Here is a 22,536-nt window from a genome sequence, read left to right as displayed (position 1 = left end):
TTAGCCTTTGGTGCGCTTGAGCAGGGCGGAAATGGCCGGTGCGTAGAAGTTTTCCATGGCGCCGCAGAACAGGATGATCAAGCCCTGGATGAAAATGAAGGTTTCGGTCGGGATATTCGGTTTTTCCAGCGACAAGTCGAAGCCACCCTGGATCAGCGCGCCGAACAGCACGGCCGACAGGAAGATACCGACCGGATGCTGGCGGCCCATCAGAGCGATGGCGATGCCGATGAAGCCGGCGCCGCCAACGAAGTTCAGCGACAGGTAGTGCGTCGAACCCATGATGGAATTGACGGAACCGAGGCCCGCCAGCGCGCCCGAGATCAGCATGACGACGATGATCATCTTGCTGATCGACACGCCCGCATAGTGGGCCGCATGCTTGTTCAAGCCCGTGGCGCGCAGCTTGAAGCCCCACGACGAGCGCCACACCATCACGCCGTAAATCACCAGTGCGGCGATCGCCAAAAGAAAACTGATGTTCAGCGGCGTGTCGCCCAAGGATGGGAACCAGGTGGAGAGGCGCGGCATTTCGCCGCTTTCCGCGAACACGCGGCTGGCCGTGTTCTGCTCGCCCGGCGGAATCAGATACTTCACGATAATGAAGTTCATCAGGCTGGCGGCGATGAAGTTGAACATGATGGTGGTCACCACGATGTGGCTGCCGCGCTTGGCTTGCAGGTAGCCGGGCAGGAAACCCCACAGCGCCCCGAACAGGGCCGCGCCGATCATGGCCGCCGGTATCAATAGCCAGGCGGGCAGGGTCTGGTCGAAGGCCAGCATGGCCACCGTCAAGCCCAGGCCGCCGATATACATCTGGCCTTCGGAACCGATATTGAACAGCCCGGCCTGCATCGCCACGGACACGGACAGGCCCGTAAAAATGAAGGTGCTGGCGTAGAACAGCGTGTAGCTCAAGCCTTCCGGATTGAGGATGGCGCTGTGGACGAGGATGGACAGCGATTCGGCCGGGTCTTCGCCCAGCATATAAATGACCAGGGCTGCGACCAGCAAGGCCGACAGCAGGTTTAACATGGGCATGACAAAGGCTGTCGCCCAGCGTGGCAAGTCGTTATTCATGATTTATGCATTCCCCCCATCAACAGACCGATGCGGGTGGTATCGAATTCTTCAATTTTCAGTTCGCCGGTGATGCGTCCGCCGCACATGACGAGGATGCGGTCGGCCAGCGCCCGCACTTCTTCCAGTTCGACGGACACCAGCAGGATCGCCACGCCCGCGTCGCGCAGGGCCAGCAATTGCGTATGGATGCTTTCGATGGTGCCGATGTCGACGCCGCGCGTGGGCTGGCCCACCAGCATCAGTTTCGGTTTGGCCAGCACTTCGCGCGCGATCACCACCTTTTGCTGGTTACCGCCCGACAGCAAGCCGATGCGCAGGTCCGGATTGGCCGGACGCACGTCGAACGTCTTCAGCAGTTCCGCGCAGCGGGCGCCGATGGCCTTGAAGTTGAACAGGCCCCAGCGGTTTTTCAGGTGGTCCTGGTAACCGAGGATGGTGTTTTGCATGACGGAGAAATTCTTTACCACGCCGTCGCGCAAGCGGTCTTCCGGAATGTGGGCGATGCCCAGGTCGCGGAAGGCCAGCGGCAAACCGTCGGCATCGTGGCGCTTGGCAAACGGCAAGTCCTTGTCGAGAAAACGCAGCTTGCCCGACGTCGGCAAGCGCATGCCGGACAGAATTTCCAGCAGTTCGCTCTGGCCATTGCCCGACACGCCCGCGATGGCGACGATCTCGCCGGCGCGCAAGTTGAAGCCGATGTCGGCCAGCAATTTGACTTGCTGATCGTCGGCCAATTGCAAGCCGTCCACTTCCAGCACCGTGGCGCCCGGATTGTACGGTGCACGGGGCAAGTGGCTCTGGATGGGGCGGCCGACCATCATGTTGGCCAGTTCCTCTTTCGAGGTGCCGGCGGTCGCCACGGCGCCCACCACCGTGCCGCCGCGCATGACGGTGACGTTGTCGGTGATTTCCAGGATCTCCTGCAGCTTGTGCGTGATCAGGATGATGGTCTTGCCCTGCTCCTTAAACAGGCGCAGGATTTCAAACAGCGAGGCCGTTTCCTGGGCCGTCAGCACGGCCGTCGGCTCGTCGAGGATCAGGATATTGGCGCTGCGGTAAATCTGCTTGAGGATTTCCACGCGCTGCTGCGCGCCGACGGAGAGGTCTTCGATCTTCGCCAGCGGGTCGACGTCGAGGCGATAGCGCGCGCAAATCTCGCGCAATTTCGCTTCCGCTTCCGTGCGGTGGCTGGCCAGGCGAAAACCGCCTTCCGTGCCCAGCATGATATTGTCGAGGACGGTGAAGTTCTCGACCAGCATGAAGTGCTGGTGCACCATGCCGATGCCGAGGTTGATCGCTTCCTGGCTGTTGCGGATAGGCTGTACTTTCCCGTCTAGCAGGATTTCCCCGCCGTCGGCACGGTAATACCCGTACAGGATGCTCATCAAGGTCGATTTGCCGGCGCCATTTTCCCCTACCAGGCCATGGATACTGCCCTTGGCGATGGAGAAGCTGACGTCGGCGTTCGCCTTCACATGTCCAAAATGCTTGGAAATGCTGCGAAATTCTACTGCTGGATGCATAGGTTCATAACTGGATAGTTTCATGGAAACGCGCCGCGCGGAGACTGGCCCCGGCGGCGCGCTAAAAGATACGGAGAAAAATTAAACCGGGCAGCTGCTGCCGACGCGGTAATCGATCACTTTGATCTTGCCATCGATAATGTCCTTACGCGCACCCAACACGCGCTTTTCGATTTCCGGCGTAATCAGCTTGCGGTTGTTTGCGTCGAGCGCCCAATCCACGCCGCCTTCTTTCAAGCCTTTATAGCTGACGCCGCCCTTCCAGGTGCCGTTCTTGACTTGCATGAAGCTGTCGTAGACCGTATTGTCGACGCGCTTGACCATCGAGGTCAGGATGCTGCCTGGATACAGATGATTCTGGTTCGAATCAACGCCGATGGCCAGCTTGCCTTTTTCCTTGGCCATTTGCAGGGTACCCATGCCGCTGCCGCCAGCGACGGCGAAGACGACATCGACGCCGCGCTCGAATTGCGAGCGGGCCAGTTCGCCACCCTTGGCCGGGTCATTCCAGGCGCCGGACGTGGTGCCGACCATGTTTTGCGTGATTTCCATCTTCGGATTGACGGCCTTCGCGCCTTGCGCGTAGCCGCAGGCGAAGTTGCGGATCAATGGAATATCGATGCCGCCGATGAAGCCGACTTTCTTGCTCTTGCTGGCCATGGCTGCCGCCACGCCCACCAGGTAGGAGCCTTCTTCTTCCTTGAAGACGACGGAATTGACGTTGCTGCCGGCGGCCTGGCCGTCGATCAGCACGAATTTCACGTTCGGGAATTCCTTGGCGACCTTTTGCACGGCTTGCGTTTGCGCAAAGCCGATGGCGGCAATCATGTCGAGTTTCTTGCGGGCCAGGCCACGCATGACTTGCTCGGCTTGCGTATCGCTCGATGCCTGCACTTCGATGAAGGAAATGCCCGTGTCTTTTTTGAAGCGCGATGCGCCTTCGAAAGCGGATTGGTTGAACGACTTGTCGAACTTGCCGCCCGCGTCATACACGACACCCAGTTTTGGGGTAGCCGCGGACGCTTGAGCAGTCAGAAATACGGCTGCGATCGTCAAACTAAATTGTGTAAGTTTCATGAATTGGCTCCTGGAAGATCGATATTGTATATTTTTTATAGGTGAAACATATAATTTGGGGCCGATTTAGCCTGTTTTTGATGCACGAGGTGATAATTCCTTATCAACATTGCACTGTATTGCACAAGATCATTGCTGACCTCGTCTGCTTTCATGTCGTCAGTGTGATGCTCATGCAACAGTCGCGCCCCGTCTCTTTTATAGGTACAACATCGAATGGGGCTGCCGGAGCGGGCTGGGATGCGCCGTCAGATGACGGGCAGGGCAAGCACGGAACCGGCGCCACGATGGGCGTCCGAATCACTATGCATCATGCCAGATATGTATGACAAATACGTTTTTGTTTATGTATTTATATGCAGGGCATATAAATAGGTTTTAAGAACGCATAACAAAACCGTAGCGAGCGGCAGTGAGTTGTGGTCGAGAAGCGGAGCTGTGCGAATGCACAGTGAGCATCGGAGGCCGCAAATCGCGACGCGCAGTAGGTTTTGTTCGCGTTCTCAGGCAGCCGGGGGATTGAGGATATTCAGGAAGGCCCGCACGACGGGAGCGTCGTCGAGTGTCGTGTAGCTGATGTACAGATTCGCCGACGGGGGATTCGTCTTGATCGGTAGAAACACGACGCCGGGCCAGCCGATGCGGCTTGTCGTTTCCGGCACCAGGGTCACACCCAGGCCCGCGCCCACCATGGCCAGCAGGGTTTGCGGTTCGCTCGCTTCCTGGAAAATCACGGGTTCGAAACCGGCGTTGATGCAGCATTGCACCAGGTAGCGGGGAAACGCGGATTTGTCGAGGTTCAGGGTCAGCATCGGCTCTTCGGCGATGTCGATCAGTTCGATGGACGTGTTTTTCGCCAGCGGATGGTGTTCATTGACGGCCACGCAGACGTTTTCGCGGAAGCACAGTTCCTGGCGTAGATTGTCGTGACGCAAGTCGTCGTCGTTGAGCTTGGGTTCGCGCCAGAAGCCCACGTCGATCTGCTTGGCGCGCAAGGCTTCGTATTGCACCGTGGGACCGAATTCATGGATGGTCCAGGTGACGCGGGGGAATTTGGTCTGGAATTCTTCCAGCAGGCTGGGGATAGGGCCCCACATGGCCGAGCCGACGATGCCCACGCGCAAGCGGCCTACTTCGCCGCGGTCGATCTGGCGGATGGTGTCGATGGTCATGCGCATCTTGGCCAGCAGGTCGGCCGCCTCGTTCATCAGCGCCTTGCCCGCCACGGTCAGCTCGAAGGTGCGCGTGGTGCGCGCAAACAGGCGCACGCCCAGTTCGCTTTCCAGTTTCATGATCTGCTGGCTCAGGGGCGGCTGCGAGATATGCAGGCGCTCGGCGGCGCGGCTGAAGCTTTTCTCCTCGGCGACGGCAAGAAAATACTTTAACTGTTTCAGATCGATGGACATGCTTTCCTTGGCGTTGCGTGTTGCTAGGCGATGGAACGGCGCGCGGACCCGTGAAGGTGCGCGCGCTTTCTTTACAGCAGTCCTATTATCGTGCCACGACTGCCTGCATGGCAATGGCCAGCGCCGTGCCAACTTGCGCATTGTGCTTGACGAGGGCGATATTCGTCGCCAGGCTGCGGCCCTCCGTCAGCTGCTTGATGCGCGACAGCAGGAAGGGCGTGACCTGCTTGCCTTTTACGCCGCCTGCATCCGCTTCCTGCAGCGCTTGCGCGGTGATGGCATCGATCTCTTCCTTGGGCATCGCTTGCGCGGCCGGCACGGGGTTGCTGACGACCACGCCGCCTGTCAAGCCCAGCTGCCACTTGGTGCCGATGAAAGCGGCTTGTTCGGCAGCCGTATCGAGGCGGAAATCGGCCTTGAAGCCGCTTTCGCGCGTGAAGAAGGCGGGAAAACCTTCCTGGCCCACGCTGATGACGGGCACGCCGTGCGTTTCCAGGTATTCCAGGGTCAGGCCGATGTCGAGGATGGATTTGACGCCCGCGCAGACGACGGCGACTGAGGTTTGCGCCAGTTCCTGCAAGTCGGCGGAAATGTCGAAGCTCGTTTCCGCGCCGCGGTGCACGCCGCCGATGCCGCCCGTGACGAACACGGAAATACCGGCCAGTTCCGCACAGATCATGGTGGCGGCCACCGTGGTGGCGCCCAGCTTGCCTTGCGACAGCACGAACGGCAAGTCGCGGCGGCTGACTTTCATGGCGTCGGGCGAGGTGGCCAGCAATTCCAGCTGTTCGGGCGACAGGCCCACGCAGATCTTGCCGCCGATGATGGCGATGGTGGCCGGCACGGCGCCGCCGTCACGGATGATCTGTTCCACTTCGCGCGCCATTTCCACGTTTTGCGGATACGGCATGCCGTGCGAAATGATGGTCGATTCCAGCGCCACGATGGCCTTGCCGGCGGCGCGCGCGTCGAGCACTTCTTGCGAGAACAAGAGGAAATTCTGTAATTGGGTCATGTCAGTCCTGTTGAAAGAGGGTAGGGGGAGGCGGCGCCAGGTCGGCGTCGTCAATGTTGTCGAGTGCGCCGGCGGAAATCTGGGGAGAGACGGTGGCGGCCGATTCCAGGGTCATGGCGGCCAGCTTCAGGCCGCGCCGGCATGCCAGTTTCAAATCGCTGCTGTCGTGGTAGAGCGACCAGCAGACGGCGGCGGAAAACGCGTCGCCGGCGCCCGTCACATCGACGGCGTCCACTTCGCGCGCGGCCAGGTGGACGATAGGCGCGTCCAGGCTGTCGCCATCCGTGAAATACACGCCTTCGCTGCCGCAGGTGACGATCACCTGGCGCGCGCCCTGGCGCTGCACTTCGCGGCAGGCGGCGCGCAGCTCGGCTGCCGTGGGCAAGGCCCGCGCCACGCGCGTTTCCAGTTCTCCACGGTTGAGTATCAGCAAATGCAAGCCCGACAGGTCTTGCGGCAGGTGCGCCATCTTCGGCTGCGAGACGGCGACGATGACGAGCGGCGTCGCATGGGCCGCGTCCTGGCGGGCATCGGCCAGCAGTGCCTGCACGCTGTCGTGGCCCAGGTTCAGGTCGCAGACGGTGAGGGCGGCGGCGGCGCGCTGCGGCTGGCGGCTGTGCAAAAAGGCGGGCGTCAGCTGTTCATACAGTTGCATGTTGGCCATCGCCAGCAGCATTTCGCCATGTTCGTCGAGCACGGCCGTGTAGGTGCCGCTGCTGGTATTGCTCAGATGCAAGCTGCCGCGCATGTCGATGCCCGCGTCTTCCGCGTGCGTCTGCAGGGCGTGGCCGGCCGCATCGTCGCCCAGCGCCGTCAGCAGGGCGACGGGGATCGACAAGCGGGCCAGGTTTTCCGCGATGTTGCGGCCCACGCCGCCAAACACTTCTTCCGAGCGCACGGGATTCGAGGTGCCCATCTGCAGGGTCGCCAGGGTGCGCATCTTGCGGTCGAGGTTGGCTGCACCGATGCACAGCACGGGACGGCTGTCGGGCAGTACATAGGCGCGTCCCAGCAGGCGGCGCTCGCGTATCAATCCGGCGATGTGGCCGGCGACGGCCGAGCGCGACAAGCCCAGCTCGCTCGCCAGGTCTTGCTGCGAGATGAAGGGGTTGTTACGGATCAGCGTGTACAGCTGGTCTTTTTTATTGGTATCGATCACAGGGTTTTCGCTGAGGTTTAAACATTTGTCTTGAACTGTAAACATTTGTCCGAACAGTGTCAAGCTCGTGTCAAGTGCGCATGGAAAACCTTCGTATGGAGCTTGTATGCATGCATTTTCCGGTGATGGCGAGCTGGGGCTAGCCTCGACTATAATGTCGGCCATTTATATTTGAATTGTATAAATGGGCAAGAAAAATGGTATTTGCCATACATATTCCGTTTGATGCATAGTGGCGGCAAATAGAACCAATACGCATTTCGATATACCTGTAACACCATACATACCCGATACCTGGGCGCGATATTTTGCATATACCGCCGCGCAGGCAGCAACCCATCACCATTAGTCAATCAGAGGATAACCATGTCGAACAACACCCCTTTCCACGCCGCCGAAATCATCCGTGCCCGCGCTCCTGAAAATTTCAAGCCGCGCGTGGCGATGATCCTCGGCTCCGGCCTGGGTGTGTTGGCCGAGCAGATGACGGACGCCGTCAGCATCAGCTTTGACGAATTGCCGGGTTTCCCGATCAGCACCGTGCACGGCCATGCCGGCGAACTGGTGATCGGCACCCTGTCGGGCGTCGCCGTCGTTTGCATGAAGGGCCGTGGCCACTTCTACGAAGGCTATGGCATGGGCGTGATGACGAGCGCCATCCGCACCCTGAAACTGCTGGGCTGCGAAATGCTGTTCGTCACCAACGCCGCCGGTTCCCTGCGCCCTGAAGTGGACGCCGGCAGCCTGGTGGCCATCAGCGACCATATCAACCTGTTGCCAGGCACGCCGATGGTCGGCCCGAACGACGACCGCTTCGGCCCGCGCTTCTTCAGCATGGCCAACGCCTACGATGCGGACCTGCGCAATCTGGTCAAGGACACGGCCGCTTCGAACGGCATCACCCTGCACGAAGGCGTGTTTGTTGCCTACCCAGGCCCGAACTTCGAGACGGCCGCCGAAATCCGCATGATGGCCCGCCTGGGCGCCGACACGGTCGGCATGTCGGTGGTACCGGAAGTGGTGTCGGCCCGTCATTGCGACCTGAAAGTGGTGGGTGTGTCCGTTATCACCAACCTGGCCGAAGGCATGTCGCCATTCGCCCTGTCGCACGAACAGACCCTGAAGTACGCGGCCATCGGCGCGAAAGACCTGGTCAAGCTGATCCTGGCTTTCCTGGCCACCGTGGCCACCAAACCGCAAGCCTAAGCACTTTTCTTGACGCAGTAGCGGCGCGCCACTTAGCGGCGCTGCCGCGCGGCAGGCCGGGAAAATCCGGCCTACACTGTTCGCATCATCTTCGCATCACTCCATAAAGCGAGCCTTATCATGTCACGCGCATTTATCCTCCTGCTTGATTCTTTCGGCCTTGGCGCGACGCCAGACGCCGCCAAGTATGGCGACGCAGGTGCCAATACCTTTGGCCACATTGCCAGCACTGTCGCCAAAAGCGGCAAGACCTTGAAACTCCCGAACATGGAACGCCTGGGCCTGGGCGCCGCGGCGCACCTGGCCAGCGGCGAATGGGCCACGGGCTTCGACCAGCGCGACGGTTTCACCGGCGCCTACGGCGCGGCGCGCGAGCGCTCCACCGGCAAGGACACGCAGAGCGGCCACTGGGAAATCGCCGGCGTGCCCGTCGAATTCGACTGGGGATATTTCCCCCGCACGACGCCGTCGTTCCCGGCCGACCTGACCGACAAGCTCAAGGCCATGTCCGGCGTGCCGGGCTTCCTCGGCGACTGCCATGCCTCGGGCACGGACATCATCAACAAGCATGGCGACGAGCACGTCGCCACCGGCAAGCTGATTATCTATACCTCGGGCGACTCGGTGATGCAGATCGCCGCGCACGAAGAATCGTTCGGCCTCGAGCGCCTGTACGAAGTGTGCGAAATGGCCTTCAAGCTGGTCGAGCCGTACAACATCGGCCGCGTCATCGCCCGTCCGTTCACGGGCAGCAATGGCAACTACACGCGCACGTCCAACCGCCACGACTACGCCGTCGCGCCACCCGCGCCGACCCTGCTCGACCACGTCAAGAATGCGGGTGGCGAAGTCGTCGGCCTGGGCAAGATCAGCGACATTTTCGCTACCCAGGGCATCTCCAGAGTCGTCAAGGGCGTCGACAACATGGCGCTGTTCGAAGCGCTGTTGAAGACGGCCGATGAAGTGCAGGACAAGTCGCTCACCTTCGTGAACTTCGTCGATTTCGACCAGGCGTTCGGCCACCGCCGCAACGTCGAGGGCTATGCCGACGCGTTGCGCGAAATGGATGCGCGCCTGCCGGAATTCATGGCCAAGCTCAAGGAAGGCGACCTGGTCGTGATCACCGCCGACCATGGCTGCGACCCGACCTGGCACGGCTCCGACCACACCCGCGAACACATACCGATGATCTTCTTCGGCCCCGGCGTCGCCCCGCGCGCACTGGGCATTTCCGAGACCTTCTCCGATATTGGCCAAACCCTCGCCAAACACCTTGGCGTACCACCACTTGCTAATGGAACCAGCTTGTTATGACACTCATGCATCCCGAATTCAAGCGTAACGAGGCCGTTGGCCTCGACCTGGGCTGGATCAACCAGATCCGCGTCAACCGCGCCGCGACAGACCGCCGCGCGGCCAGCCTGGCAAACCGCCGTACCGTGAAAAAGGAATACCAGGCCGCCTGGCTGGTGAAAGCCATCCAGATGATCGACCTGACTACCCTGGGTGGCGACGATACGCCGGGCCGAGTGGAACGCCTGTGCATGAAGGCCATGCGCCCGCTGCGCGCCGACCTGATGGAGGCACTGGGCCTGACCGACTTGAGCACCGGCGCCGTGTGCGTGTACCACGAGATGATCCAGCCGGCCGTCAAGGTCATCCAGGGCCGTTTGCCCATCGCCGCCGTGTCGACGGGTTTCCCGGCCGGCCTGACGAGCATGGAAACGAAGCTGCGCGAGATCGAACTGTCGGTCGCCGCAGGCGCTTCCGAGATCGATATCGTCATCACGCGCCAGCACGTGCTGAACGGTAACTGGCAAGTGCTGTACGACGAAATGCTTGCTTACCGCAAGGCGTGCGGCGAAGCGCACGTGAAGGCGATTCTTGCCACGGGCGACTTGCTGACCATGGAAAACGTGGCCAAGGCCTCGTGGGTCTGCATGATGGCCGGCGCCGATTTCATCAAGACCTCCACCGGTAAAGAGGGCGTGAACGCCACCATTCCCGTGGCCCTGACGATGGTGCGCACGATCCGCGAATACCATGAGCAGACGGGCTTCCAGGTGGGCTTCAAGCCGGCTGGCGGCGTCAGCTCGGCCAAGAGCGCGCTGCAATACCTGACCCTGATGAAGGAAGAACTGGGCAACGAATGGCTGCAGCCGCACCTGTTCCGCATCGGCGCTTCCAGCCTGCTGACCGACATCGAGCGCCAGCTCGAGCACTACGTCACCGGCAGCTACTCGGCCAATCATCGTCACGCACAACCTTAAAGAACAATCGTCATGCCAACAATTAACGAGATTCTCAATACTATGGACTACGGCCCTGCTCCCGAAAGTCAAAAAGAAGCGCAGGCGTGGCTCGATGGCCACCAGCGCACATTTGGTTTGTTCATCGACAATGCCTGGAGCGCGCCGGCGGAACTGTTCGCTTCGACCAATCCCGCCGACGGCACGCAGCTGGCCGAACTGACGCAAGCGACCGACGCCGACGTGGAACGCGCTGTGGAAGCGGCGCGCCGCGCGCTGCCCGTATGGCAGGGTATGGGCGGCCACGGCCGCGCGAAAGTCATGTACGCGCTGGCCCGTCTGCTGCAAAAACACTCGCGCCTGTTCGCCGTGCTGGAAACCCTGGACAACGGCAAGACCATCCGCGAAACGCGCGATATCGACCTGCCGCTGGCCGCGCGCCATTTCTACCATCACGCCGGCTGGGCGCAGCTGCAGTCGGAAGAATTCGCCGACTACCGCGCCGTGGGCGTGGTGGGCCAGATCGTGCCGTGGAATTTCCCCCTGCTGATGCTGTCGTGGAAAATCGCCCCGGCCCTGGCGGCCGGTAACACGGTTGTCTTCAAGCCGGCGGAATTCACGTCGCTGACCGCCATGCTGTTCGCCGAACTGTGCGTGCAGGCGGGCGTGCCGGCCGGCGTCGTCAATATCGTCACCGGCGACGGCCGCGTGGGCTCGGCCATCGTCAACCATCCTGGCGTCGACAAGATCGCATTTACGGGTTCGACCGAAGTGGGCCGTTTGATCCGTGAAGCGACGGCCGGCAGCGGCAAGAAGCTGTCGCTCGAATTGGGCGGCAAGTCGCCATTCATCGTCTTCGATGACGCGGACCTGGACGGCGCCGTGGAAGGCCTGGTCGATTCGATCTGGTTCAACCAGGGACAAGTGTGCTGCGCCGGTTCGCGCCTGCTGGTGCAGGAATCGGTCCAGGAACGCTTCCTGAACAAGGTACGCGCGCGCATGGAAAACCTGCGCCTCGGCTCGCCCCTGGACAAATCGATGGACGTGGGCGCGCTGGTCGATCCGGTGCAGCGCCAGCGCATCGCCGCGCTGGTCGATTCGGCCCGCGCCGAAGGCTGCGACGTGTGGCAACCTGCTTGCGAATTGCCGCTTGATGGCTCGTGGTTCCCGCCGACCCTGATCACGGGCGCGTCGACCTCGGCCGCCGTGGCACAGGCTGAAATCTTCGGCCCCGTGCTGGTGGCGATGAGCTTCCGCACGCCGCCCGAAGCGGTGCAACTGGCGAACAACACGGTGTACGGCCTGGCCGCCAGCGTGTGGACGGAGTCGATCAGCCTGGCCCTCGACATCGCGCCCGCCATCAAGGCTGGCGTGGTGTGGATCAACAGCGCGAACCAGTTCGACGCGGCGTGCGGCTTCGGCGGCTACCGCGAATCGGGCTTCGGCCGTGAAGGCGGCCGCGAAGGCATGCTGGAATACATGACGGCCCTGGCCGAAGATGCGCGTCCGGCCCTGCCGGTGGTGGAAGCGAAAGCCAAGGCCAATGTAAAGCCGGCGCCAGCCGATCCGTTTGCCATCGACCGCACGGCCAAGATGTACATCGGCGGCAAGCAGGCGCGCCCCGACAGCGCCTACAGCGCGCCCGTATTCGGCGCAAACGGCGCCCTGCTGGCCGAAGTGGGCGTGGGCAGCCGCAAGGATATCCGCAACGCCGTCGAAGCGGCCCATAAAGCGTCCGGCTGGACCAGTGCCACGGCGCACAACCGCGCGCAAGTGCTGTACTACATCGCCGAAAACCTGGCAGCGCGCGCCGACGAATTCGCCGCCCGCATCGCCGCCATGACGGGCAGTAAAAATCCCGAGAAGGAAGTGCAGGCCTCGATCGAACGCCTGTTCTACTACGCCGCCTGGGCCGACAAGTACGACGGCCTGGCGCACCAGCCGCCAACCAAGGGCATCACCGTGGCGCTGAATGAAGCGGTTGGCGTGATCGGCATCGTCTGCCCGAACGAAGCGCCCTTGCTCGGCTTCATTTCGCTCGTGGCGCCAGCCATTGCGCTGGGCAACCGCGTGGTGGTGGTGCCGTCGGAAGCGCATCCGCTCTCCGCGCTGGACCTGTACCAGGTCTTCGACACGTCCGACTTGCCGGGCGGCGTCGTCAACATCATCAGCGGCAACGCCGATGAACTGGCGCGCACCCTGGCCACGCACGCCGACATCGACGCCGTCTGGCGCCATGACGGTTCCGCCGAAGGCTGTGCGGAAGTCGAGCGCCTGTCGGCCGGCACCCTGAAGCGCACCTGGGTCGGCGGCGCCAAGGGCCGCGACTGGTATAGCGCCGCCCAAAGCGGCGGCCGTGCCGTGCTGGCGCATGCGTCGCAAGTGAAAAACGTGTGGATTCCTTACGGCGTCTAAGTTTGTAAAGCAGGATAGTGGGGCCGGTTCTTCCGCGCAGCGATGCGCCGGGGCGCCGGCCCCAAGTTGCTTTCGCCAGCAAGGCGTGTAGGTCGGATTAGCCCGCAGGGCGTAATCCGACAAGGCCGCTGGATCGACATCAGCATTTGAATAGGACATCGGGAGCTATCATGTTTCTAACTCAGGAAATCATTCGCAAGAAGCGCGACAAGGGCGTATTGAGCGCCGAGGAAATCCAGTTTTTCGTGCGCGGCATTACTGACGGCAGCGTCAGTGAAGGCCAAATCGCGGCGCTGGGCATGGCCGTCTATTTCAACGACATGAACATGGACGAGCGCGTGGCGTTCACCCTGGCCATGCGCGATTCCGGCCAGGTGCTGGACTGGCGTTCGCTGAACCTGCCTGGTCCCATCGTCGACAAGCATTCGACGGGCGGCGTGGGCGACGTCGTCTCCCTGCTGCTGGGTCCCATGGTCGCCGCATGCGGCGGCTACGTGCCGATGATCTCGGGCCGCGGCCTGGGCCACACGGGCGGCACGCTCGACAAGTTCGACGCCATTCCAGGCTATTGCACGGTGCCGGACAATGAACTGTTCCGCAAGGTGGTGCAGGAGATCGGCGTGGCCATCATTGGCCAGACGGCGCAGCTGGCGCCGGCCGACAAGCGTTTCTACAGCATCCGCGACGTCACCGCCACGGTGGAATCGGTGGCCATGATCACCGGCTCCATCCTGTCGAAGAAACTGTCGGCCGGCCTGGACGCGCTGGTAATGGACGTGAAAGTGGGCACGGGTGCCTTCATGCCGACCTACGACAAATCGGTGGAACTGGCCGAGAGCATCGTCGCCGTCGGCAATGGCGCGGGCATGCAGACGTCGGCCATTCTGACGGACATGAACGAGTCGCTGGCGCCATACGCCGGCAATGCGCTGGAAGTGCGCGGCGCCATGGATTACCTGACGGGCCGTTCGCGTCCCGCGCGCCTGCATGAAGTCACGCTGGCGCTGTGCGCCGAGATGCTGGTGCTGGGCGGCCTGGCCGCCACCGAAGAGGAGGCGCGCGTGAAATTGATGGCGGCTCTTGATTCGGGCGAGGCGGCCGAGCGCTTTGCGCGCATGGTGTCGGCCCTGGGCGGCCCGGCCGATCTGGTCGAACATCCGGACAAGCACCTGGAACAGGCGCCGTTCATCGTGCCGGCGCCAGCGCTGTCGGCCGGCTTTGCCAACGTGCGCGATTGCCGCGCCATCGGCCTGGCCGTCGTGGCCCTCGGTGGTGGCCGCCGCCGTCCAACGGACAGCATCGACTTTGCCGTCGGCCTGACGGACCTCGTGGGCCTGGGCGAGCCAGTGTCCGTGGGCCAGCCGCTGGCCATGGTGCACGCGCGCACGGCAGCGGCGGCGCAGCAAGCCGTCAGGGAAATCCAGGAAGCGTATGACATCAGCGCAGTGGCGTTGACGGCCAATCCCGTGATTTATCGTACCATTCGTCCGTAGTTGAAAACTGGGGTCAGACCCCCGTTTGCGATGGCGCTGAGCTATGCGTTGGCGGTGTTGAGGGTCTGACCCCGGCCTGAATGATTTCAAAGGTATGACAGAAAAAATGAACAACCAAGAACTGATCGCCGAAGCCAATGCCGGCCGTGAACTGGCCTATGCGCCATACTCGCGTTTCAAGGTGGGCGCGGCGCTGCTGTGCAAGGATGGCCGCGTCTTCCGTGGCTGTAACGTGGAAAACGCCGCCTATGGCCTGTGCAACTGCGCCGAGCGCACGGCATTCTTCAGCGCCATCGCGCATGGCTGCAAGCCGGGCGATTTCGCCAAACTGGCCGTCACGGGCGACACGGCTGAACCGATCTCGCCATGCGGCGCCTGCCGCCAGGTGATCTTCGAGATGGGCGGTGCCGACTTGCCGGTGATCCTGACGAACCTGAAAAACGATGTCATGGAAGTGACGGCTGGCTGGCTGCTGCCGCACGGCTTCGGCAATTCCGACCTGGACATGAAGTAACAGGATCCGCTTGAACAAGACGATAGACATCCAGGCTGCCGTGGCGATTGCCGCGGCCGAAGCCATGGCAGCAAAGACGCAGGGCACGTTCGGCGTGGGTGGCGTGCTGCTCGATGGCGCCGGCAACGTGCTGCAATCGATGCACAACAACGTCGTGCGCCAGGGCCTGGTGTTCGACCCCACCGCGCATGGCGAGCGCCAGCTGGTGGACTGGTACTTCGCCGAGCGGGCCAAGGGCGTGCCCTTGCCGCCGCCGGGCGAGCTGACCATCGTCACCTCGCTCGACCCGTGCTGCATGTGCACGGGGGCGATTCTGGCGGCCGGTTTCAACGTAGTGGTGGCCGCGCCCGACGTCAAGGCGGGCATCAATTACGATGGCAGCGCCACGTTCACGGCCTTGCCGGCGCCATTGCGGGCGCAGGCGGGACGCAGCTTTTGCTATCCGGCCGTGCGCGGCGCCACCGAATACGCACGCGCGCCGTCCGGCGCCGCGCCCAAATCTTTTTTCATCGGCAAGAGCATCCACGAGGCGACGCAGGCACTGTGCTCGCTCGTGTTCGAGTCGACATCGGCGCAGGTGATGCAGCTGCTGAACGCGGGCGACGACGTGCATCTGCGCGATCCGGCCACCTTGCCGTCCGAGCATGCCGTGGTGCGCGCCTTGCGCCGCCGCTATCCGGACGCCCTGACTTACCGCTGCGAGCCGCATGCGCCCGATGCGGGTCTGGCGCCATTTCTGCAGGCGGCCATGGAGCAGGATGCGCGCGATGGCGGCCAGGGAGACGCGGCCGCCTTGCTCGACTCCTTCGGCAACCTGCTGCTGTGCATGCCGGGAAAATTGTCGCAATCGGACATCCGCACGCCGTTCATGGAGTGCACGCGCCAGTACGCGCAGCTGCGCTTCGAGTTGATGGCGAGCGCCGATCCTGCGCTGCAGGAAGAAATCAAAAGCTACCTGGGCCATCCCAAGCACGGCACCTTTGTGCTGGCCATCGGCCCGAACGACGGCGCCGCCAGTTTCATGACCCTGGGCGCCTACGGCTCCACCATGGAAGGGGCGCTGCCGGAGAATAATCCCGCGCAATTCCAGTACGTGCGCCCGGCCATGGAGGAAGACGCGCTGCTGGCGCTGTGCGAGTCGATGCCGCCCCTGTACCGCAAGCTGATACGCATCCGGCCGCGCCAGGTGGCGCACCAGGCGTTGATCAGCGCACTGGCCTAGGCGTCATCGTCGGGCAGGTTTTTCAGCAAGAAGTCGCGCACGTTTTCACCGGCTACTCTGCGGATCTGCGCTTCCGACAGGCCAGCGTCGAGCAGCGCCTGCGTCAAGCGTGGCAAGCCGGCCGCATCGATGGCCGTGGTGACGGCGCCGTCGAAGTCCGAGCCATAGGCCACATGGTCGGCGCCGATCAGTTTTACCGTGTACTTGATGGCGCGTGCGATGGACGCCACGTCCTTGCCGCAGACGGCCGTATTCCAGAAGCCGATACCCACCAGGCCACCCTGGGCGGCGATGCGTTTCAACTGTGCGTCGCTGAGGTTGCGGCCGTTGGCGCAAGTGCCGCGCACGCCCGTGTGCGACACCATCACGGGGCGTTTCGCCATCGTCAACACGTCGTCGATGGTGGCCGGCGAGGCGTGCGCCAGGTCGACGATCATCTTGCGCTGCTCCATGGCGCGCAGCCATTGCTTGCCCAGCGGCGTCAGGCCGCCTTTCTTCAAACCGTGCTGGGAGCCGGACAGTTCCGTGTCGAAGAAATGCGTGGGCGCGGCCATGCGGTAGCCGGCCCGGTACAGGGTGTCGAGGTTGTCCAGTTTTCCTTCCAGCGCATGCGCGCCTTCCAGTGTCAGCCAGCCGGCCAGCAGGGCGGGGTCTTTTTCGCGCGCGGCGATGAAGCTGTGCAGCTGGGCGCGGCTGCCGATGACTCGCACCTTGCCATCGCTCCTGGACGCTTGCTGGCGCAGCTCGCCGGCCTGGTAGGTGGCGCGCGCCAGCAGGCTGTTCCAGGTGGCGGGCGGCAAGCCTTGCGCCACCACCAGCGCCGTGATGTTGTCCGTGTCGCTGCCATTGCGTTCGATATTCATCTTGCGCGGCGTCTTGGTGACGACGGAAAACGCTTGCAGCGCCACGTTGGCCCGCTGCAGGCGGGGGAAGTCGACATGCCCGCGCTGGCTGTCGCGGTTCAGATTGCGTTGCCACAGCAGGCTGTCGGCGTGCAGGTCGGCGATCCACAGGCTCTCGTGCAGGGCCGTAGTGGCTGACGATGGTGCCTTGCCGGACGGGGGATGGACGCGGTTGAAATGTTCGTCGACGAGGACGGGAGCGGACAGGAAGCCGCCGATCAGCGCAAGGCTGGCAGCGGTGAGGGTACTGATAATCATTGTTCTCCGTTTTACCATGGATCGTAGGTGCCCAGGCTCCAGATGTGGCCTTCCGGGTCGCGGCAGGTAAAGCCCCGTCCGCCGTAATCTTCATCTTTGATGTCGAGCATGATCTCGGCGCCCGCTTCGCGCGCGCTGCGGTAGACGGCATCGGCGTCGCTGACGACCAGGTAGCAGCTTTGCGTGTTGGCGCCGCCGACGTCGCCGGGCAGTTTCATCAGGCGGCCATAGTCGCTGTCGATGGCCGGCGCCACCATGACCATGCCATTGCCAAAGCTCAGTTGGGCATGGGCGACACCACCGTTGCCGTCAGGCACGATCAGTTGTTTTTCAAAGCCAAGCGCCTTGCACAGCCATTCGATGGCGGCAGGTGCGTCCCGGTAGCGCAGGCAGGGAATGGTCGTCGCTGCTGTCGCTTTTGCTGTCGTGGTCATCAGAAAACTCCTATGGCTGTGGGGGAGTAGCTTCGATCATGGATCCTGCGTGGCGTTCCGTATCAAACCCATCCATCGGGATGGGCTTGACGCCCGTCAGTGCTGCGCCCATCCATAGTGCCATAGAACAATCATTCCACTCTTGCCACGACACAAATTTTTATTGCGGCGACTGCTGCGAGCCCGGTACTTTTTCGTCTGCGCCGGCATCGTCGCTGTTGCTTGCCCATTTCAGCAGCATGACGAGGGCAAACAGCATGATGGCCAGCGGCAAGATGGTGATCAGGAACGCCAGGCCCAGGCAGCATACCAGCAGCATGGGCCAGGGCATGGCGCGCAAGGCTGCCATGCCCTGGCGCGTGTAAGCGCACAGCTCGTTCCAGAAAGCGCTGAAGGAAGTGCTGCCCGGTGCCGAATTGATGTCTTTCATGCCGTTCTCCTGTCGTGTGGGTGCCGCTGCCGTATGCATGCTGGCAATGAAGCCACTATAGGAAAAACCTTGCTGCCGCGCATCGCGTATGCGACGAATGGCAGGAATGGCGGACCGAACGGCGACAGGCAGGGACAAGCCGCTATTCGAATACCTTGAGTTTCAGCTGGAAACTGAGGGCGCCATACAGGCGGTCCTTGTAGGACGGCACGATGGCGATATTCACGCCCACACGCTGGTATTCATAGCTGATGGTGGGGACGAGGGCGGGGAACCAGCCGCCATCGCGCATCTTCGGATAACCGCTGAAACCGCCAACGACGGCGCCCACGCGCAGCGGGCCCACCTTGATCGGCTGGTAGTACACGCCCAGGTAGTTCGAGTAGGCGCGGTCGCTATTGTAGAAGCGGCCAGCCGTGACCGACGCGACCGTGGAAAAGCGGTATTCGGCGCCCAGGCCCGGATTGCTGTCATTCAGGTTCTTGTCGCGCTGAAAGTGATACGAATAAAACCCCGCGTTGAGCCAGGTTTCGCTGAGCGGCTGGTTGTCGATCATGTTAAACACATCGGCGTGCGCGCCGCAGGCATATGCCAGCATCAGTGCGCCTAGGGACAATCGTTTCATGCGTGCTTCATCCTTATGATTTCGTACTCTGTGGGCCGGCCTGGTCTGGCGCTGCCGCGATCGTATCACCAAGTTGGCTGCGCTTCTAAGCAATATTGAAAGTGCAGAACAGGCGGCTGTTTACCCGTCTGTTCAAAGCGTCATCGGGACGGCGTGGGCGTTCTCCGGGCAGCGATAGGAGAATGATTCTCATTGTGCAACTATGTTTGCATTATTGTTACAAAAGTTGTTGGTTTGCGACATATCAAAGTCAATGGATATGATATTCTGGCGTCAAGTTAATTTTCTTTTTGGAAATAAAATGTCAATCATGCCTAAATCATCATTCGTACTCGTTCTGTCGACCGTGTTTGCCGCCAGCGCCGCGCAAGCCGGTGTTCTCGATTTGGGCATCGGTGGCGCCAATTTATATTCCCTGAGCAACTTCAGCGCTTCCGGCAGCGATGTCGAAGGCGGCGTGCTGGTGGCCGGCAATCTGACGGCATCAAATTATTCGGTCAATGACAAGAACAAGGACGCTTACGTCACGCACGGTAATACCGGCTATGCGCTGGTCGTTGGCGGCAACCTGAACTACAGCTCCGGTTCGATCAAGAACGGCAATTACTTTGTCGGCGGCAGCACGACGACGAGCAGCGTGGGCCTGAACACGGCGACCAAGACGACGGCGTCGCCCGTATCGTTTGCCTCCACCTCGGCCCAGCTGAAAAACACCTCGGCCTCGCTGGCGAACGTGGCGTCCACGGGCAGCAGTTCAGTGGCCTACGGCGGCATGACCCTGAAGGGCGGCACGGGCAATGTGCAAGTGTTCGACCTGACTTCCGCGGCGCTGGGCTCGGTGAACAATTTCAAGTTCAGCAATCTGCACACGAACGACACCCTGGTCCTCAATATCAGCGGCACGAACGTGAACCTGTCCGGCGGCTACGGCGATTTCAGCAAATACAATGTGCTGTACAACTTCTATGAAGCGCAGACGATCACCCTGAACGGCGTGGGCCTGTACGGCAGCGTCCTGGCGCCGCTGGCGACCATGGCCGGTGGTAACGGCCAGATCAACGGCGACGTGGTCGTGGGTAACTGGGCTTCGAACATCCAGGTCAACGCCAGCCATTCTTTCAACGCCACCAACGTGGCCGGTTATGTCTCGGCCGTGCCGGAACCGGAAACCTATGCGATGCTGCTGGCAGGCCTGGGCCTGGTCGGCTTCATGGCGCGCCGCCGCAAGAGCAAGACGGCAGCGTAACGTTCGCGCCGTTCGGGAAACCGCCTTTCAAGGCGGTTTTTTTTCGTCTGCCGGCGGCATGGACACGGCCGCCAGCACCATGTGCGCGATCAGGATTTCCGCATCCTCGTAATCCTTGCGCGTGAGCTGCCTGCGTTCCAGCACCAGGGCCATCTGCGCCGAAAAATCCGCATACGATTGTGTCATGGCCCAGATGGCGAACATCAGGTGTGTGGCATTGACGGGCGCGATCCTGCCGGCCGCGATCCACGCTTCGAAGACGGCGATATCCTTGCGCAGCAGGGGCACGACTCTTTCTCGTATCTGCGCGCCGTACAGGGGCGCGCCATTGATCACTTCCAGCGCATACACGCGCGAAGCCCACGGCTGCTCACGCGAAAAGCGCAGCTTGGCGCCGATGTAGGCGCGCAGTACGTCGCGCGGTTCGTCGTGTGCATTGGCCAGCATATCCATGCGCGCCAGCCAGTCGTCGAGCACGTCGTCGAGCACGCGCTGGTACAGCAGCTGCTTGGACGGGAAGTAATACATGAGGTTTTGCTTCGACAGGCCGGCCCGCTCGGCGATCGTGGCGATCGACGCGCCTTCATAGCCGCTTTCCGCGAACGCGCGCACGGCTTGCTCGAGGATATCCGCTTCCAGGCGGTCGCGGTTTTGCAGGCGCCGGCCGCCGGCATTTTTCACGAGAAGGGCAGGGGATTTGTCGCTGGCCATGGCGGTTTCTTTAGCGTGGGCGGATCGATTGCAGGAATGCCTGCAGCACGGGGGTATCGGTGTAGGCCACGTTGAAGCGGAACCACACCGTCTCGGGCGCGCGCAGCATGAAAAATTCGTTCGGCGACAGCAGGATGCCCGCCTTCAAGGCCATGTCGGCGATGATCTTGCCATTCCATTCCGGCGTCTGCACGTCGGGCCAGCCGGCGCTGACGAACATGCCGCCGCGCGGACGCGCCACGGGCGTCATGCCCGCCTGTGCCAGGCAGTCGATGCTGCGCTCGCGGGCCGCATCGAGCTGCGCCACGAGCCGCTCCACCATGCGCTTGTAGGGCCGCGCGGACACGGCGTGGTAGACGGCGCGCTCGTTGATTTCCGACGTCGTCAACCCCGCCAGCATCTTCACGCGCACCAGTTCCGCCACCAGCGACGGCGAGGCGCAAATCGATCCCACGCGCAGCACGGGCGACAGGGTCTTGGAAAAACTGCCCACGCGGATCACGCGGCGCAAGCCATCCATGGCCGCCAGCGACGCTTCGCCGCGCACCGCCAGTTCGCGGTAGATATCGTCTTCCACCAGCCAGAAATCGAATTGCTCGGCCAGTGCCAGCAGACGGTGCGTCTGCGCCTGGCTCAGCGAAGTGCCGAGCGGATTTTGCAGCACCGTGTTGACGAACATGAGCTTGGGCTGGGTGCGCGCGGCCTCGCTGGCCAGCGCATCGAGGTCGAGGCCCGCCTCGCCGCGTGCAATGCCGACGGGGATGCAGCCGTGGTGGCGGATCAGCGACTGCAGATTGCTGTAGCCGGGGTCTTCCACCAGCACCGTGTCGCCCGGCTTGGTCAGGCTGCGCAGGATCAGATCGAAGGCATGCGTGGCGCCATGCGTCAGCAAGACCTGGTCGGGCTCCACCTGGAACAGCTCTTCCGACAGGCTGCTTGCGAGGTGCTGGCGCAGCGAAGGAAAGCCCAGCGGGTGGCCATAGCCGCGCAGCCGGCTGGCTGGAATGCGCATGGCCTGGCGCACGGCATCGAGCACGGTCGCCTCGCCATACATTTCGGGCGGCAGCCAGCCCGCGCCCACGGGCAGGGCATCGGACACGCCCGAATACAGATCGGGCGTGAGGGCGTCGATGGCGGTCGGACTCGCGTGTACGGTGCTCTGTGGCGTAGCGGCGATATCGTGGCGCGCGACGAAATAGCCGGAGCCGCGGCGCGACGACAGCAAGCCGAGGTTGACCAGGCGGTCGTACGATTCGACGACGGTAAACGTCGACACGCCATTGCAGCGGGCGAACTGGCGCACGGACGGCATGCGCGTGCCGATGCGCAGGGCGCGGCTGCCCACCATGACGCTGATGGCGATGACGATCTGCTCGACCAGGCCGCCCTTTTTCTGGCGGTCGATGTCGAGCACGGGCCAGCCGCTTGCTTGCTCGGGGGTATCGTCTGTGCTGTCGCTGTGCTTCACGGTGGCTCCTTTCTGCTCAAGTAACCCCCAATAAATTCTTGTGATTTCTGACTTCCATAACCGGCACTCTGCAGCGTTGCCTGCTGCTAGCAGTGCTTAC

At 62.3% G+C, this 22,536-nt stretch carries 20 protein-coding genes; 8 read left to right on the top strand and 12 right to left on the bottom strand.

The window, feature by feature from the left end:
• The 6 genes from MRBLMS1_RS24585 to MRBLMS1_RS24560 form a co-directional block, all read right to left on the bottom strand.
• Entirely contained in the window at positions 1 to 1,080 is a 1,080-nt protein-coding gene (locus MRBLMS1_RS24585; RefSeq protein WP_485882615.1) for an ABC transporter permease, read from the bottom strand.
• Positions 1,077 to 2,606 (bottom strand): ABC transporter ATP-binding protein, encoded by a 1,530-nt coding sequence (locus tag MRBLMS1_RS24580; RefSeq protein WP_319992311.1) that lies wholly within the window; start codon positions 2,604 to 2,606, stop codon positions 1,077 to 1,079. The genes MRBLMS1_RS24585 and MRBLMS1_RS24580 overlap by 4 nt, the downstream gene beginning before the upstream one ends.
• Before the next feature lie 81 nt (positions 2,607 to 2,687).
• On the bottom strand, positions 2,688 to 3,683 hold the full coding sequence (locus tag MRBLMS1_RS24575; protein ID WP_034754523.1) for a BMP family lipoprotein: 996 nt from the start codon (positions 3,681 to 3,683) through the stop codon (positions 2,688 to 2,690).
• A 503-nt stretch (positions 3,684 to 4,186) separates the two neighbouring features.
• Complete coding sequence (locus MRBLMS1_RS24570) at positions 4,187 to 5,089, bottom strand: LysR family transcriptional regulator (RefSeq protein WP_034754538.1); 903 nt, start codon at positions 5,087 to 5,089, stop codon at positions 4,187 to 4,189.
• An 85-nt stretch (positions 5,090 to 5,174) separates the two neighbouring features.
• Positions 5,175 to 6,104, bottom strand: a complete 930-nt coding sequence (locus MRBLMS1_RS24565) for a pseudouridine-5'-phosphate glycosidase (protein ID WP_485882612.1) — start codon at positions 6,102 to 6,104, stop codon at positions 5,175 to 5,177.
• Position 6,105: 1 nt separating this feature from the next.
• Positions 6,106 to 7,263: a carbohydrate kinase family protein gene (locus MRBLMS1_RS24560; RefSeq protein ID WP_485882610.1), complete on the bottom strand. Its 1,158-nt coding sequence runs from the start codon at positions 7,261 to 7,263 to the stop codon at positions 6,106 to 6,108.
• A 366-nt stretch (positions 7,264 to 7,629) separates the two neighbouring features.
• Between MRBLMS1_RS24560 and xapA the strand changes: the two genes are divergently transcribed.
• The 7 genes from xapA (at position 7,630) to MRBLMS1_RS24525 (ending at position 16,362) form a co-directional block, all read left to right on the top strand.
• Positions 7,630 to 8,469 (top strand): xanthosine phosphorylase, encoded by an 840-nt coding sequence (xapA, locus tag MRBLMS1_RS24555; protein WP_128140502.1) that lies wholly within the window; start codon positions 7,630 to 7,632, stop codon positions 8,467 to 8,469.
• Between the two features lie 120 nt (positions 8,470 to 8,589).
• Positions 8,590 to 9,783 carry a phosphopentomutase gene (locus MRBLMS1_RS24550; protein WP_139090108.1) on the top strand — a complete coding sequence of 398 codons (1,194 nt, stop codon included), beginning with the start codon at positions 8,590 to 8,592 and terminating at the stop codon, positions 9,781 to 9,783.
• The gene (gene deoC / locus MRBLMS1_RS24545; RefSeq protein WP_034754550.1) at positions 9,780 to 10,739 is read left to right on the top strand and encodes a deoxyribose-phosphate aldolase; all 960 of its coding nucleotides are present in this window, start codon (positions 9,780 to 9,782) and stop codon (positions 10,737 to 10,739) included. Before MRBLMS1_RS24550 ends, deoC begins: the two co-directional genes overlap by 4 nt.
• A gap of 12 nt (positions 10,740 to 10,751) precedes the next feature.
• Positions 10,752 to 13,133: an aldehyde dehydrogenase family protein gene (locus MRBLMS1_RS24540; RefSeq protein ID WP_485882606.1), complete on the top strand. Its 2,382-nt coding sequence runs from the start codon at positions 10,752 to 10,754 to the stop codon at positions 13,131 to 13,133.
• A 170-nt stretch (positions 13,134 to 13,303) separates the two neighbouring features.
• The gene (gene deoA / locus MRBLMS1_RS24535) at positions 13,304 to 14,626 is read left to right on the top strand and encodes a thymidine phosphorylase (protein WP_485882604.1); all 1,323 of its coding nucleotides are present in this window, start codon (positions 13,304 to 13,306) and stop codon (positions 14,624 to 14,626) included.
• A 106-nt stretch (positions 14,627 to 14,732) separates the two neighbouring features.
• Positions 14,733 to 15,140 carry a cytidine deaminase gene (locus tag MRBLMS1_RS24530; protein ID WP_034754695.1) on the top strand — a complete coding sequence of 136 codons (408 nt, stop codon included), beginning with the start codon at positions 14,733 to 14,735 and terminating at the stop codon, positions 15,138 to 15,140.
• Between the two features lie 4 nt (positions 15,141 to 15,144).
• Positions 15,145 to 16,362: a nucleoside deaminase gene (locus MRBLMS1_RS24525; protein WP_485882654.1), complete on the top strand. Its 1,218-nt coding sequence runs from the start codon at positions 15,145 to 15,147 to the stop codon at positions 16,360 to 16,362.
• On the opposite strand, the gene MRBLMS1_RS24520 is transcribed toward MRBLMS1_RS24525, so the two are convergent.
• The 4 genes from MRBLMS1_RS24520 to MRBLMS1_RS24505 all read right to left on the bottom strand — a co-directional run bounded on the left by MRBLMS1_RS24520 (position 16,359) and on the right by MRBLMS1_RS24505 (position 19,011).
• Entirely contained in the window at positions 16,359 to 17,522 is a 1,164-nt protein-coding gene (locus tag MRBLMS1_RS24520; protein WP_485882602.1) for a dipeptidase, read from the bottom strand. The genes MRBLMS1_RS24525 and MRBLMS1_RS24520 overlap by 4 nt on opposite strands.
• Before the next feature lie 11 nt (positions 17,523 to 17,533).
• Complete coding sequence (locus MRBLMS1_RS24515; protein ID WP_485882600.1) at positions 17,534 to 17,956, bottom strand: VOC family protein; 423 nt, start codon at positions 17,954 to 17,956, stop codon at positions 17,534 to 17,536.
• 160 nt (positions 17,957 to 18,116) lie between these two features.
• Positions 18,117 to 18,386 carry a hypothetical protein gene (locus tag MRBLMS1_RS24510; protein ID WP_070303416.1) on the bottom strand — a complete coding sequence of 90 codons (270 nt, stop codon included), beginning with the start codon at positions 18,384 to 18,386 and terminating at the stop codon, positions 18,117 to 18,119.
• A gap of 142 nt (positions 18,387 to 18,528) precedes the next feature.
• On the bottom strand, positions 18,529 to 19,011 hold the full coding sequence (locus MRBLMS1_RS24505) for a hypothetical protein (RefSeq protein WP_485882597.1): 483 nt from the start codon (positions 19,009 to 19,011) through the stop codon (positions 18,529 to 18,531).
• 310 nt (positions 19,012 to 19,321) lie between these two features.
• Here MRBLMS1_RS24505 and MRBLMS1_RS24500 point away from each other — a divergent pair, with 310 nt between their 5' ends.
• A complete protein-coding gene (locus MRBLMS1_RS24500; RefSeq protein WP_485882595.1) occupies positions 19,322 to 20,257 on the top strand; it encodes a choice-of-anchor A family protein in 936 nt (311 codons plus the stop codon).
• A 27-nt stretch (positions 20,258 to 20,284) separates the two neighbouring features.
• Here MRBLMS1_RS24500 and MRBLMS1_RS24495 read toward each other — a convergent pair whose 3' ends face one another.
• Both MRBLMS1_RS24495 and MRBLMS1_RS24490 read right to left on the bottom strand, forming a co-directional pair.
• Entirely contained in the window at positions 20,285 to 20,968 is a 684-nt protein-coding gene (locus tag MRBLMS1_RS24495; protein WP_139090114.1) for a TetR/AcrR family transcriptional regulator, read from the bottom strand.
• A 10-nt stretch (positions 20,969 to 20,978) separates the two neighbouring features.
• Complete coding sequence (locus MRBLMS1_RS24490) at positions 20,979 to 22,436, bottom strand: aminotransferase-like domain-containing protein (RefSeq protein ID WP_485882592.1); 1,458 nt, start codon at positions 22,434 to 22,436, stop codon at positions 20,979 to 20,981.
• Positions 22,437 to 22,536 lie beyond the last annotated feature (100 nt).

The sequence above is a fragment of the Massilia sp. LMS1-1-1.1 genome (genome assembly GCF_040815535.1).
GTDB lineage: Bacteria > Pseudomonadota > Gammaproteobacteria > Burkholderiales > Burkholderiaceae_D > Janthinobacterium > Janthinobacterium aestuarii.
Note: the sequence above shows the minus strand (reverse complement) of the source record. Positions and strands in the feature narration are given on the sequence as shown.